General features: G+C 72.9%; 12 protein-coding genes. 8 read left to right on the top strand and 4 right to left on the bottom strand.

Annotated features, from left to right (window positions below; genetic code table 11):
- Positions 1-106: 106 nt before the first annotated feature.
- Positions 107-1,003, bottom strand: coding sequence for an RNA polymerase sigma factor SigF (locus ACFVS9_RS08245; RefSeq protein WP_383113720.1), 897 nt, complete (start codon positions 1,001-1,003; stop codon positions 107-109).
- A 437-nt stretch (positions 1,004-1,440) separates the two neighbouring features.
- On the opposite strand from ACFVS9_RS08245, the gene ACFVS9_RS08240 reads away from it, so the two are divergent.
- Positions 1,441-2,931 carry an SDR family NAD(P)-dependent oxidoreductase gene (locus tag ACFVS9_RS08240; protein WP_389930975.1) on the top strand — a complete coding sequence of 497 codons (1,491 nt, stop codon included), beginning with the start codon at positions 1,441-1,443 and terminating at the stop codon, positions 2,929-2,931.
- 372 nt (positions 2,932-3,303) lie between these two features.
- Positions 3,304-3,477 (top strand): hypothetical protein, encoded by a 174-nt coding sequence (locus ACFVS9_RS08235; RefSeq protein WP_383113757.1) that lies wholly within the window; start codon positions 3,304-3,306, stop codon positions 3,475-3,477.
- 82 nt (positions 3,478-3,559) lie between these two features.
- Here ACFVS9_RS08235 and ACFVS9_RS08230 read toward each other — a convergent pair whose 3' ends face one another.
- From ACFVS9_RS08230 to ACFVS9_RS08220, 3 genes are read right to left on the bottom strand one after another with little or no spacing between them, the layout of a single operon-like run.
- The gene (locus ACFVS9_RS08230) at positions 3,560-5,014 is read right to left on the bottom strand and encodes a lipase maturation factor family protein (RefSeq protein WP_389930974.1); all 1,455 of its coding nucleotides are present in this window, start codon (positions 5,012-5,014) and stop codon (positions 3,560-3,562) included.
- 29 nt (positions 5,015-5,043) lie between these two features.
- Positions 5,044-5,553 carry a DUF1990 family protein gene (locus ACFVS9_RS08225; RefSeq protein WP_383113717.1) on the bottom strand — a complete coding sequence of 170 codons (510 nt, stop codon included), beginning with the start codon at positions 5,551-5,553 and terminating at the stop codon, positions 5,044-5,046.
- Positions 5,550-6,386 carry a YndJ family protein gene (locus ACFVS9_RS08220; protein WP_389930972.1) on the bottom strand — a complete coding sequence of 279 codons (837 nt, stop codon included), beginning with the start codon at positions 6,384-6,386 and terminating at the stop codon, positions 5,550-5,552. Before ACFVS9_RS08220 ends, ACFVS9_RS08225 begins: the two co-directional genes overlap by 4 nt.
- Positions 6,387-6,522: 136 nt before the next feature.
- Between ACFVS9_RS08220 and ACFVS9_RS08215 the strand changes: the two genes are divergently transcribed.
- The 6 genes from ACFVS9_RS08215 (at position 6,523) to ACFVS9_RS08190 (ending at position 13,924) form a co-directional block, all read left to right on the top strand.
- The gene (locus ACFVS9_RS08215) at positions 6,523-8,589 is read left to right on the top strand and encodes a SpoIIE family protein phosphatase (RefSeq protein WP_389930971.1); all 2,067 of its coding nucleotides are present in this window, start codon (positions 6,523-6,525) and stop codon (positions 8,587-8,589) included.
- Between the two features lie 120 nt (positions 8,590-8,709).
- Entirely contained in the window at positions 8,710-10,062 is a 1,353-nt protein-coding gene (locus ACFVS9_RS08210) for a wax ester/triacylglycerol synthase family O-acyltransferase (RefSeq protein ID WP_383113715.1), read from the top strand.
- Positions 10,063-10,156: 94 nt separating this feature from the next.
- The gene (locus ACFVS9_RS08205) at positions 10,157-11,125 is read left to right on the top strand and encodes an aldo/keto reductase (protein ID WP_383113714.1); all 969 of its coding nucleotides are present in this window, start codon (positions 10,157-10,159) and stop codon (positions 11,123-11,125) included.
- Position 11,126: 1 nt separating this feature from the next.
- Positions 11,127-11,993, top strand: coding sequence for an amidohydrolase family protein (locus ACFVS9_RS08200; protein ID WP_389930969.1), 867 nt, complete (start codon positions 11,127-11,129; stop codon positions 11,991-11,993).
- Positions 11,994-12,155: 162 nt separating this feature from the next.
- Positions 12,156-13,016, top strand: a complete 861-nt coding sequence (locus ACFVS9_RS08195) for an Fpg/Nei family DNA glycosylase (protein WP_383113712.1) — start codon at positions 12,156-12,158, stop codon at positions 13,014-13,016.
- A gap of 155 nt (positions 13,017-13,171) precedes the next feature.
- Entirely contained in the window at positions 13,172-13,924 is a 753-nt protein-coding gene (locus ACFVS9_RS08190) for a LytR/AlgR family response regulator transcription factor (RefSeq protein WP_383113711.1), read from the top strand.
- Positions 13,925-13,980: the final 56 nt, after the last annotated feature.

The raw sequence follows: 13,980 nt of genomic DNA, 5'->3' as shown, positions 1-13,980 counted from the left end.
CCCCTCCGACGGACGGCACGGGAGACCCACGGCCGTTTCGGCAGGAAGCATATGTGACTGAGGCCCGGCACTCGGCCGGGCCTCGTCCAGTGGGTGGGCCGTCGGATCAGGCCTCTACGCTCATGCCCGCGCGCAGACGCTGGACGATCCTGCTGAGCAGGCGCGACACATGCATCTGGGAGACGCCGAGCTCCGCGCCGATCTGGGCCTGCGTCATCTCCTGACCGAAGCGCATGCGGACGATCTTCCGCTCCCGGTCGTCCAGCTGACGCAGCAGCGGTGCCAGGGTGTGCAGGTTCTCGACGCTCTCCATCCCGGGGTCGTCCTCGCCCAGGAGATCGGCGTAGGCGCGCTGGTCGCTGCCGGACTCGCTGTCGGCGTTCGGGGTGTCCAGGGAACCCGCGGAGTAGCCGTTGGCGGCGACGAGACCCTCGATGATCTCCTCCTCGGGGAGGTCGAGGTGCGCCGAGAGCTCCGCGACCGTCGGATCGCGGTCGAGCTTCGCCGACAGCTGCTCCTTGGCCTTGGCCAGCTCGACCCGCAGCTCCTGCAGCCGTCGCGGCACGTGCACGGACCACGTCGTGTCCCGGAAGAAGCGCTTGATCTCGCCGACGATGTACGGGACCGCGAAGGTCGCGAACTCCACCTCGCGCGACAGGTCGAACCGGTCGATCGCCTTGATCAGGCCGATCGTGCCCACCTGGATGATGTCCTCGGTGTCGTCACCGCCGCGGTTGCGGAACCGCGAGGCGGCGAAGCGCACCAGGGAGAGATTCATCTCGATCAGGGTGTTGCGCGCGTACTGGTATTCGTGGGTCCCCTCCTCGAGGACCTGGAGCCGGTCGAAGAACAGCTTCGACATGGCCCGTGCGTCCTGTGGGGCCACCTTGCCGGCGTCCTCGATCCACGGAAGCTCAGCAGTGCCGGCAACCGCACCCGCCTCGTCGCATCGCGTCGCCGCCGCGCCGATCGCTTCGGTGGTTCGCACTGACATGGCCGTCATGGTGTCGCCCTCCCTGGAAATCCACTGCAGTGACGGGCGCATGCCCCGTGAACCGGAAGTAATGCCACCCGATGCGGAACTTTTTCGTGGAGATCCGTGTGAGGGCCGGATCGGGCCATCCTCGGTCACGCCGGGTGACCGGGCGGGTGGATCCTGTTGCTCCGCACGCGGGCGCGCGCAGCGCACCGTCCGTGTTCCGAGCGGGGGGCGTGGGCGGCGTCGCCCACGCCGGGTCCGGCCGAGGTCCGGGCGGGGCGGTGCGCCCCCGCCCGGGCCCGTGGGGGCGGGGCCGGCGGCCGACCGGAACAGCGGCCGACTCATGGCAGACTTGACCGGGGCATTCGGCCCGTGCGCGCCTGCCCTCGCCGGCTCCCGGCCGGATCACTCCCCACCCACCCCGGCAAGCGGCACGTGTGACGAGTGACAGAGGAACGGCGATGACGGTGACAGAGGACAGCCAGGAGTTCGCTCCCGGTATCGACGAGTTCGGTCCCGGTATCGACCCGGAGCGGCTGGCCGTCTGCCTGAGCGTGCTCGACGAGCTGGACACCATCGACGTCGACCATCCGGACGCCGTCGCGGTGCGCCGGGCCACCGCCGGGGTCTACCGCACCGTGAAGCAGCGCCGCCGCCAGGAGCGCCGCGCCGCCAAGACCGCCCACGACAAGGCGGTCACCGAGGCCACGGCGACGGGCTCCGCCGAGCGCATCGACGACGAGACGCAGGGCGTCCTGCCGTCCTCCTCCGCCACCGCCGAGATCGCGGGCATACTCAAGCGCCCCAGGTCCTGCTACATCTGCAAGACCCGGTACGTCGAGGTGGACGCCTTCTACCACCAGCTCTGCCAGCGCTGCGCCGCGGAGAACCGCAGCCGTCGCGACGCGCGTACGGACCTCACCGGGCGCCGGGCGCTGCTCACCGGCGGCCGCGCCAAGATCGGCATGTACATCGCGCTGCGGCTGCTGCGCGACGGCGCGCACACCACCATCACCACCCGCTTCCCCAGCGACGCGATCCGCCGCTTCAAGGCGATGCCGGACAGCGACGAGTGGATCCACCGCCTGAAGATCGTCGGCATCGACCTGCGTGACCCGGCGCAGGTCGTCGCCCTCGCGGACTCGGTCGCCGCCGAGGGTCCGCTGGACATCCTGATCAACAACGCCGCCCAGACCGTCCGGCGCTCCCCGCAGGCCTACGGCGAGCTCCTCGCCGCCGAGTCCGCCCCGCTGCCTTCCGGCGAGCTCCCGGCCGCCCAGGTGATCGGCACGTTCGGCAGCGGGACCGTCGACCGCGTCGCCGCGCTGCCCGCGGCCCGCAAAGAGGGCCAGGGGCTGAGCGCGCAGGACGTCACGGATCTCGCGCTGGTGACCGGGTCCGCGTCGCCGGCCCGCATCGCCGCAGGCACCGCGATCGACGCCGGCGGCCTGGTCCCCGACCTGCACGACACCAACAGCTGGATCCAGACCGTGGAGGAGGTCGAGCCCATCGAGCTCCTCGAGGTCCAGCTCTGCAACTCCACGGCTCCCTTCATCCTGATCAGCCGGCTCCGCCCGGCGATGGCCAGGGCCGCGGCGGAACGCGCCTACGTGGTCAACGTCTCCGCGATGGAGGGGGTGTTCGGCCGTGGCTACAAGGGCGCGGGGCACCCGCACACCAACATGGCCAAGGCCGCGCTGAACATGCTGACCCGCACCAGCGCCCAGGAGATGTTCGAGAAGGACCGCATCCTCATGACGGCCGTCGACACCGGCTGGATCACGGACGAGCGGCCCCACCCCGACAAGATCCGTCTCGCGGAAGAGGGCTTTCACGCCCCGCTCGACCTCGTCGACGGCGCCGCCCGGGTCTACGACCCGATCGTGCGCGGCGAGCAGGGCGAGGAACTGTACGGCTGCTTCCTGAAGGACTACGCCCCCGCGGGCTGGTGATTTCCCCCGACTCCGGCACCACCGGCCTCACGAGCACCTCCCACCGCCTGCGATGACAGGTGGCACGGCGGCGGCCCCGCGAACAGCGGGCCGCCGCCGATTTGTTGGCTGAAAGTGACCCGGGCCACACGTTCTGTCGAGCGGGACGGCGCTCATTTGGTTAGTCTGGGAGGAACGGACGCCACCAAGGGATCCACGAAACTTCCTCGGCCGTCCTGGGACAGGTCTGTAAGCAGCCCGCCGTCCCACCCCGTAACGGCGCCACCGCGACCGAACTGTTTCTGCCCCTGCCCCGCAGTGGGCGGTCGACACGGTTCTCACAGCCGCAGCGTCGCCACCGCCCCGGGGTAACGCGACACAAAGGAGTCCGCGGTGACACCTGAAATGACCGAGACCGAGACACGCCCGGCCGAACGCGCCGGAGAGCGGGCCCGCCGGCCCGAGAAGCTCCGGAACATCGAGGTCTGGGCCCGGTCGGCACCGATCAGGCTGGCCGGCTACGAGGACGATCTGGCCGAGCCGCACATCCTGCCCGGCATCGACTGACCGCCCGGCCCCACCGGTCCCGGCACCGGTTCGAGCGGCGCCCACGGCTCCGGCCCCCGCCCCGGCGGGGGCCGGAGCCGTTTCACGGGTGGCGCCCCTCCGGCGGGTGACCGTCCGGCGCGAGCGGTACGGGCCGGGCCACCGGCCGCATGAAGTCGCGTACGTAGGTCCGGTCCCACCAGCATCCGGTGGCCCGGAGTTCCCGCCGGTCCGTGTACCGGTAGTGGAAGACCCTGGCCCGGATGTGCGCGGGCGGGCCCGCCGGGAACGGGTTGTGGCCCAGGAGCCGCAGGGTGTCCCGGTCGCCCCGCAGCAGCCGCTCCACGAACGGCCCGAACCAGGGCCGGGCGTACGCGGGGGAGAGCGCCGCGAACCACATCATCCAGTCCAGCCGCAGGTGGTACGGGGCGAACTGGCGCGGCAGCCTGCGCGGGTCGCCCGGCTTGCCCCGGAAGCCGTATTCCAGCCAGCGCGTCCCCTCGTGGACCACCGGCTCGTCGGTGCCCTCGACCACCACCTCCAGCCGCACCCTGCTGATGCTCCCGAACGCCCCGTAGGTGTTGACCAGGTGCAGCGGGTCGAAGGACCGGTTCATCACCTGGCGGCGTGAGACGAGATTGCGCGCCGGCCGGTAGCTGAGCGCCAGGACGAGGGCCGTGACGGCGATGACCACCACCTCGTACCAGAGGGGCGCCGCCTGCTGGGCGGGCGGCGGGCCGGCGATCGGCGACCAGTCGACCGCGGCCAGCGCGAGGACGATGGTCAGCCAGTTCAGCCAGGCGAAGTTCCCCGACAGCACCAGCCACAGCTGGGTGAGGACCATCAGCCCGGCCGCGACGCTCGCCACCGGCTGCGGCGCGAAGAGCAGGAACGGCACCACGAGCTGGGTGACGTGGTTGGCGGCGGCCTCCACCCGGTGCACGGGCCTGGGGAGCCGGTGGAAGAACCAGCTGAGGGGCCCCGGCATCGGCTGGGTCTCGTGGTGGAAGTCCAGACAGGTCAGCCTGCGCCAGCAGGCGTCCCCCCGGATCTTGATGAGCCCGGCGCCGAACTCCACCCGGAAGAGCAGCCAGCGCAGCAGCCACAGCACCGTGACCGGCGCGGCGGTGCCGGAGTTGCCGAGGAACACGGCGAGGAAGCCCGTCTCCAGCAGCAGTGACTCCCAGCCGAAGCCGTACCAGACCTGGCCGACCTGGACGATCGACAGGTACAGCACCCACGGCACCGCCCACAGGGCCATCGCGGCCGCCAGCGGGAGATGTCCGTCGGCCCCGGCCAGCAGGGCGAGCGACACCGCGGCCCCCGTCCAGGCCACCAGGGCGAAGAAGCGGTCGGAGTAGTGCAGCCGGAACAGTCCCGGAGCCGCGCGCCACGAGGTGTTCCGCAGCAGCTCCGGCACGGGCAGCATGCCGCGGGAGCCGATCAGCGCCCGGAACTGGAGCGCCGCGGCGAGGAACGCGACCAGGTACACGGCGGCCAGCGAGCGTTGGAAGACCAGCCTGCTCAGCCAGTAGCCGTCTGCGGTGAACCACTGCATCGCCCCCAGTATCGGCCGTACCCCGCCCGTCAGACCGCCGACACGGTCCGGCGCAGCACCTTTCCGAGCCGGCGGGCGTACCAGTGCTGGGCGAGCGGGACGAGGGGGCCCGCCAGCCGCGCGTACCAGGAGGCGGGCCGGGAGAACGCCAGGACGGTGAACCAGACGGTCCCGTCGTCCGCCAGTTCCACGACGAAGCTCTCCTCACCGGTTTCGGGGTGCCGGTCCCGGGTGCCGTAGGCGAAGCCGGTGCGGCCGCTCTCGTACGCCGTCCAGACGATCTCGCAGGGAGCGGTGACGCGGAGCCGTCCGATGCCCGCCGACACCTCGACACCGACTCCGGTGGCGGCCCTGGCGGCCGAGGCGTTCACGCGCGCCCCCGCCGCCCGGTGCATGCGCCATTCGGTGACGGCGGCGCCCGCGGCCTCGAAATCGGCCCGGCCCCTGCCGACCGCCGTGCGGTGGTGCAGATGGTTGTAGCCGTCCGGGAGCGGCCCGAGCCGGGTGGCTCCGACCTCGGGGTACGTCAGGGTGCTCATGCGGTCCTGCCTTCCGGGTGGGTGAGGTCCTGGAGCCGGCGGCGGGCGAGCAGGGCGCAGAGCGCGAAGCCCAGCGCGTTGCCGAGCCCGTGGGTGGCGGCCATCCAGGTCAGGGTGGGGTGCGGCAGTCCGGTCGCCTCGCCGAGCGCCCAGCTCAGCGCGAGAACCATGGTCACCGCGAGTACGCCGGCCGAGGTGCCGAGCAGGGCCCGGGTGAGGCGGTCGCGTCCGAGGGTGCGGACGGTGCGCCGGGTCAGGAGGGCGACCGTCCACATCCCGGCGGTGAGCACGACCGCTCCGGCCAGCTCGGTCAGCTCCCCGGTGAAGTAGCCGACGAGGACGAGCAGCGTGCCCGCGGGCACGCTCAGGGCGGCGAACCTGCCTGCCGCGCCGTCCTCCGCCCGGCAGACGAGGCCGGCGACGAGAGCGGCGGCGAAACCGGCGAAGTGGAAGTGGGGCACGGTCAGCGCCAGGATGCCGAGCCCGAACCCGAGGAGTTCGTGGCCGGAGCGTTCGGCGACCAGGGCGAGGGCGGCGACCGACGGGGCGACGAGCGCGGTGAGCAGGGCGGCCTCCGCCGGGCGGGCGCTGCGCGTACGGGCGAGGCGCGGGGGAGCGTGGCAGGCGAGGAGCAGCGTCCCCAGCGCGTAGCAGAGGGCGAGCAAGGTGGCGGCGGTGCCGCGTGGCAGCCACAGGGACACGGCGCCGGGCACCGCGAACAGCGGCCACCAGCGCCGTATCCGGTCGAGCGCGGGGTCGCCGACGAGCCCCAGGCCCAACGGGACGACGACCAGCATGCCCAGCATCACGATCAGGCCGACCAGCAGGGACATCGCGCCCACCCCCGTCCGAGGATCCCCATGAATTGAACACGTTCAATTCATGGGGCCGAGCATAGAGGGCTTCTTGAACGCGTTCAAGAAGCCGGATCGGTCGAGTAACCGGACAAATCGTGGCAGAGTGTGGCGCATGGATGATCGGGTAGCGGGTGCCCTGTCACTCCCGGACGACTGGCCCGCCCACCCGGACCTCAGTCTCGCCCTGAACCGAATGGGCAGCTTCGACTGGGATCTCGACACCGGCCTCATGCACATGGACGAGCCCGCGCTCGACGTGTTCGACCTGAGCCCCGGCGACTACGACGGCCGGCCGGAGAGCCTCGCGCGGCGCGTCCCGGCCGACGAGGCGATCAGGCTCGACGACATGGTCTCGCAGGCGCTCAAGAGCGGCCGCAGCAACTACGGCGCGTACTTCCGCAGGACACGGCGGGACGGTTCCCTCTGCTGGACCCACACCCAGGGCTTCATCCGCCGTGACGGCACCGGGCGGCCGCGCCGCATCATCGGGATCGTCCGGGACGCCACCCAGGAGCTGGCCGAGTCCGCCGCCCGCAGGACCGTGGACGAGGAGCGCCGGCGCCGGACCAGCCTGGTCGAGGGAACGACGGCGGCCCTGGCCCACGCCCGGACGGTCAAGGACGTCACCGACGTGCTGAAGAGCTCCCGGGGCCTGGCCAACCTGGGCGCCACCAGCCTCGTCATGGGACTCCTCGAGTCCGGGCGGATCCACCTCGTGGCGGACGGCCCGGAAGGCGCGTACGTGCAGGGCACCCGCTACACCCGGACGGACGAGCCCTATCCGATGAGCGAGGTGATCCGCACCCTCACGCCGCGCTTCATCGAGACGCCTGAGGACTTCGCGACCTCGTACCCGATCCTGTGGCCCCACATCGGCCACCTGGGCATCACGGCCGCCGCCTACCTGCCGCTGATCGCCCAGGCCCGCCCGATCGGCGCGCTCGGGCTCCTCTACGGCAACAAGGCGGGCTTCACCGGCGACGAGCGGAACCTGCTGGTCGCCCTGGGGAGTTCGATCGCCCAGAGCCTCCAGCGCGCCATGCTCTACGAGCAGGAGCACGACCTCGCCGAGGGGCTCCAGCAGGCGATGCTGCCGCGCCGGATCCCCGACGTGCCCGGGGCCCGGGTCGCGGTCCGCTACCGCTCGGCGCGGCTCGGCAGGGACATCGGCGGCGACTGGTACGACGTCATCCCGCTGCCCGGCGGCCGGGTCGGCGCCGTCATCGGTGACGTCCAGGGGCACGACACGCACGCGGCGGCCGTCATGGGACAGCTCAGGATCGTGCTGCGGGCCTACGCCGCCGAAGGGCACAGCCCGGCCACGGTCGTCGCGCGGGCCTCGGTCTTCCTCCACGAACTCGACACCGACCGCTTCGCGACCTGCACCTACGCCGAGGCGGACCTGACCACCGGAGTGGTGCAGCTGGTCAGGGCCGGGCACATCGACCCGGCCCTGCGCGGCAGCGACGGGAGCTGTCGCAGGCTGCCGGTCGACGGCGGGCTGCCGCTGGGTCTCTCCGCGGAGTTCGGGCAGCTCGACTACCCGGTCACCACCGTCGATCTCGACCCGGGCCAGACGCTGATCCTCTACACCGACGGGATGGTGGAGCTGCCGGGCACCGACCTCGACGACGGGATGCGCCTGCTCGCGGCGACGGTGACGGACGGGCCCCAGGACCTCCAGAAGCTGGCCGACCGGCTCTGCGAGGTCGTCGACGAACGCGGCGGTGAGGACGACATGGCGGTGCTCCTGCTGCGCCGGAACGCGGCCCACGCCCCGCACCCGGGCGGCCGGCTCCAGCAGCACGTCGCGCAGAACGACCCGGAGGCCCTGACCGCCGCCCGTCACATGATCCGGGCGGCGGTGCGCGCCTGGGGGGCGAAGGGCCGGGCCGACGACGTCGAGCTCGCGGCCGACGAGCTGATCACCAACGCGCTGATGCACACCGACGGCGGTGCCATCGTCACCATCCGGGTGCTCACCGGACCCGAACGCCGCCTCCGCGTCGACGTGGAGGACCGCTCCAGCGCGCTGCCCCGCCGAAGGGACGCGGGGGAGTCCGGCGTCTCGGGCCGCGGGCTCATGCTCGTCGACCGGCTGGCCGACGTCTGGGGAGTGGAGCCCCGGGGCAACGGCAAGTGCGTGTGGTGCGAATTCCTCGTCCCGGAGCGCCGGTAGCGCGGTGGCCGAGGCCGCGCAAGACTGTAACAGTACGTAACATGTCCATACTTGACCGTAACTGACGCTGCGGGATTGACTGCGATCCCGCCGTTCCGTTGTCGACGACGCGAGGCCCCGTTGAGTACCGAGCTTCTGGCACCTCTAGATCTGGCTTTCTGGCACCTCGAATCCGAGGCCCATCCGATGCACCTCGGCGCACTCGCGGTCTTCGACCCCGTACCCGGAACGGCCCCCGGCGCCCTGCTCGCCCTGCTCGGAACCCGGGCCGCCGCCATCCCCCGGCTGCGGATGCGGGTCCGCGACGTCCTGCTCCCCGTCGGCGGCGCGGCCTGGTTCACCGACCAGGACTTCGACGTGCAGCGGCACGTCAGACGGATCGTGCTCCCCGGCGGGGACTTCCTGGCACAGGCCACCCGGCTCGCCGGTGAACTCATGGAGCAGCCGCTCGGCAGGGGCCTGCCGCCCTGGCAGATGTACCTCCTCGACAGCTCGGGTGACGGTCCGTTCGCCGTACTCGTCAAGCTCCACCACGCGCTCGCCGACGGGATGCGGGCCGTCGCCATCGGCGCCGGCATCTTCGACCAGATCGCCACCGCCGGCCACGGCACGGTCCGCCGCCGGAGCCCCGTGCCGCACCGCTCCTGGCTGCCCCGCCCGCACGAGGTGGCCGGCCTGGCGATGGGCCGGCTCGGGGAGGTCGGCCGGGCGCTCGGCGTCGGCGCCTCGGTCGTACGCGCCAGCCGGCTCGACCTGCGCGCCACCACGGCCCTGGCGGCACGCTCCAGCGGCACGCGCCGGCTCGCCACCGCCGAACTCGACGCGGAAGCGGTGCAACGCGTCCGGCGGGCCGAGGGCGGCACGGCCAACGACGTGCTGCTCGCCGTCGTGGCCGGTGCGCTGCGCCGCTGGATGCTCGAACGGGGCGAGCCGCTCCCCGGCGCCGACCCGCGCGCCCTGGTCCCGGTCTCCCGGCGGCGGCCCGGCGGCGCGGCCCCCGGCAACAGGCTCTCCGCCTACCTCCTCGGCCTGCCCGTCGGCGAGCCCGACGCCCGTGAACGGCTGCGCCTCGTGCGTACGGGCATGGACCGCAACAAGGCGGCCGGGCCACTGCGCGGCGCCGGTGCCGTCGCCGTACTGGCCGACCAACTGCCCGCGCTGGCCCACCGGTTCGGAGCGCCGCTGGCGGGGAACGCCGCCCGGATGCTCTTCGACGTCCTGGTCACCAGCGTGCCGCTGCCCCGCTCGGCCCTCTCGCTCGGCGGGTGCCCGCTGCGCGCCGTCTACCCGATGGCACCGCTGGCCCGCGGGCAGTCGCTGGCCGTGGCCCTGTCCACCTACGGCGGACGCGTGCAGGTCGGACTGGTCGCGGACGGGAAGGCGCTGCCGGATCTCGACCGGCTGGCCGCCGCGGTCCGGGCGGAGCTGCGTGACCTGCACGCACTCGTGCCCACGGTGCCTGCGCCCGCCTGAGGGCCGATCCGCCGCATCCTGTTGACGCGGCCGATTGATCCGATGAATAGTCCTGTACGGACCATCAGGGATCACCGGCGGGGGCGGCACAGGCATGCGGCGCAACAGACTCGGACGCAGCGCGGTCGAGATCACCGAACTCTCCTTCGGGGCAGCGGCCATCGGGAATCTCTTCACCGAGGTCGACCCCGCCCGGGCCGCCGCCGCGGTCGACGCGGCCTGGGACGAGGGCGTACGCCACTTCGACACCGCACCGCACTACGGCCTCGGCCTCTCCGAGCGCCGCCTCGGCGACGCCCTGCGCCACCGGCCCCGGGACGCGTACACCGTGGCCACGAAGGCGGGGCGGCTGCTCGACCCGCTGTCCCCCGCCGAGACGGCGGCCCTGAACGGCCTGTCCGACGGATTCGCCGTACCGCACACCCACCGGCGCCGCTGGGACTTCAGCGCCGACGGCATCCGCCGGAGCATCGAGGACAGCCTCGGACGCCTGGGCCTCGACCGGATCGACGTCGTCCACCTGCACGACCCCGACGACCACGCGGAAGCCGCCTTCCGCGAGGGCTACCCGGCGCTGGAGAAACTACGCGCGGAGGGCATGGTCGGCGCCATCGGCGCAGGCATGAACCAGACCGCCATGCTCACCCGCTTCCTGCGCGAGACCGACGTCGACGTCGTCCTCTGCGCCGGCCGCTTCACCCTCCTCGACCACAGCGCACTCGACACCCTGCTGCCGGAGGCCGCGGCCCGGGGCCGCGGCGTCATCGTCGGAGGTGTCTTCAACTCCGGGCTGCTCGCCGACCCGCGCCCCGGCGCGACCTACGACTACGCGGCGGCCCCCGCACCCCTCCTGGACCGCGCCCTGCGCATCCGGGCCGTCGCCGAAGACCACGGTGTCCCGCTGCGCGCCGCCGCACTGCGCTATCCGCTGGGCCATCCGGCCGTCGCCGGGGTCCTCGTGGGCACCCGGTCCCCGGACGAGGTGCGGGACGCCGCGGCCCAGCTGCGCACACCCGTCCCCGACGCGCTCTGGGACGACCTCCGCGCACGGGGGCTGCTCTGACATGGCCTCCCTGCCGGTCATCGACGCCCACCACCACGTGTGGGACCTCGCGGTGCGCGACCAGGACTGGATCACCGGCGAGGAACTCGCGCCCATCCGCCGGACCTTCACCCTCGCCGACCTGGAGCCCGAGGCCCGCGCCGCCGGGGTGGCCGCCACCGTCCTGGTCCAGACGGTCACGGTCGCCGAGGAGACCCCCGAGTTCCTGGCCCTCGCCGACGGGAGCGACCTCGTCGCCGCTGTCGTCGGCTGGACCGACCTGACCGCACCGCACATCGCCGACGCCCTCGCCCGGCTCCGCTCCCTGCCCGGCGGCGGCCGGCTCAAGGGCATCCGCCACCAGGTCCAGGGCGAACCCGACCCGGAATGGCTGCTGCGCCCCGACGTCCTGCGCGGGCTGCGGGCCGTCGCCGCCGCCGGACTCGTCTACGACCTGATCGTCCTGCCCCACCAGCTGCCCGCCGCCGTCCGCGCGGCCGCGCTCGTGCCGGAGCTGACCTTCGTGCTCGACCACGCCGGAAAACCCCCGGTGGCACGGCGTACGACCCGGCCCTGGGCCGACGGCGTGCGGGCCCTCGCCGCGCTGCCCAACACCGTCTGCAAACTCTCCGGCCTGGTCACCGAGGCGGACCCGCGGTCCTGGACCGTCGAGGATCTCCGCCCGTACGCGGACACGGTCATCGACGCCTTCGGACCGGACCGCGTCATGTTCGGCTCCGACTGGCCCGTCTGCCGGCTCGCCGCCGGGTACGCCGACGTCCTGGACGCGACGCGCGAGCTGACCGGCCGGCTGGGCGAGGACGGGCAGCGGTCGGTCCTCGCCGGCACCGCGCGGCGGGTCTACCGGCTGGAGGAGCCCCCAGTCTGAACACGTGCCGCACCGCGCGGCGGGTCCACCGGCTGGAGGAGCCCGCCGTCCGAACACGTGCCGCACGGCGCGGCGGGTCCACCTGCTGGAGGGGCCCGCCGTCCGAACAGCTGCCGCCGCACCCGGCGGGCACACGCGGAGCCCGTGCGGCAGGCTGGAGGCATGCCCGAACTGCCGGAAGTCGAAGCCCTGCGGGACTTCCTCGACGACCATCTGGTCGGCAGGGAGATCGCCCGTGTCGTGCCGCTCGCGATCAGCGTCCTGAAGACCTACGACCCGCCGCTCGCACAGCTGGAAGGCACCACGGTCACCTCCGTGACCCGGCACGGGAAGTTCCTCGACATCACGGCGGGAGAGCTCCACCTGCTCATCCACCTGGCCCGGGCCGGCTGGCTCCGGTGGAAGGACTCCTTCCCCGCGGCCCCGCCGCGGCCCGGCAAGGGCCCGCTCGCCCTGCGTACGGTCCTCACCGGAGGCGACGGCTTCGACCTCACGGAGGCGGGCACCACCAAGCGCCTGGCGGTCCACCTGGTGCGCGATCCGGAGGACGTCCCCGGGGTGGCACGCCTCGGGCCCGACCCGCTCGCCGACTCCTTCGACCGCGACGCGTTCGCTGCGGTGCTCGGCGGGGCCCGCAGACAGGTCAAGGGAGCCCTGCGCGACCAGTCGCTGATCGCCGGCATCGGCAACGCCTACAGCGACGAGATCCTGCACGTCGCGAAGATGTCACCGTTCAAGCTCACCACCAGCCTGGGCGACGACGACATCACCCATCTCCACGACGCCCTGCGCACCACGCTCCAGGACGCGGTCGAACGCTCCCGTGGGGTCGCGGCGGGGCGGCTCAAGGCCGAGAAGAGGAGCAGCATGCGGGTGCACGGACGCGCCGGCCAGCCCTGCCCGGTCTGCGGTGACACCGTGCTGGAGGTGTCGTTCAGCGACTCGTCCCTGCAGTACTGCCCCACCTGCCAGACCGGTGGCAAGCCACTCGCCGACCGCAGGCTGTCCCGGCTGCTCAAGTAGCGCCCGCGCGCACCACACCGACAGCCGTGCCGGAAGCCCGCCGCGCGGGCCCCCGGTCCGGCGGCAGGGCCCGGCGGGGCGCTGATCCCACCGGTGGGACGCACCTGCGCACCACGTACGCCATCACCCCGCCGAAGCCCCTAAACTCCGGCCTCATGCTGCGCGTACTCGCCGTCGACGACGAAGAACCCGCCCTGGAGGAACTCCTCTACCTCCTGCGCGCCGACCCCCGCATCCGCAGCGCCGAGGGCGCCACCGGCGCCACCGAGGCGCTGCGCCGCATCGGGGGTGCCGTGGACGCGGGACCCGAGGACCCCTCGGCGATCGACGTCGTGTTCCTGGACATCCACATGGCGGGGCTGACCGGCCTCGACGTCGCCCAGCTGCTGGCCGGGTTCGCCGCGCCCCCGCTCATCGTCTTCGTCACCGCCCACGAGGGCTTCGCCGTCCACGCCTTCGACCTCAAGGCCGTCGACTACGTCCTCAAGCCCGTCCGCCGCGAGCGGCTGGCCGAAGCGGTCCGCCGGGTCGCCGAACAGGTCGGTGAGCGCACGGCGTCCGTCCACGACACGGCCGCCGACCAGGTCGCGGTGGAGCTGGGCGGGGTCATCCGCTTCGTGCCCGTCGAGGACATCGCCTACGCCGAGGCCCAGGGGGACTACGCCCGGCTGCACACCGCGACCGGCAGCCACCTCGTCCGGATCCCGCTCACCACGCTGGAGGAGCGCTGGCGCTCCCGGGGATTCGTACGCATCCACCGCCGCCATCTCGTGGCCCTGGGCCGGATCGACGAACTCCGGCTCGACGCGGGCAGCATGAGCGTCCGGATCGGGGACGCCGAACTCGCGGTGAGCCGTCGTCACACCCGTGCCGTCCGCGATCTCCTGATGCGCCAGACCGGCCGCTGACCTGGCGCTACCGGGGTGCGGCACTTCCCAGCCGGGCCCTGTGCCGCCTACACTCC

The sequence above is a fragment of the Streptomyces sp. NPDC058008 genome (genome assembly GCF_042886395.1).
Classification (GTDB): domain Bacteria; phylum Actinomycetota; class Actinomycetes; order Streptomycetales; family Streptomycetaceae; genus Streptomyces.
Note: the sequence above shows the minus strand (reverse complement) of the source record. Positions and strands in the feature narration are given on the sequence as shown.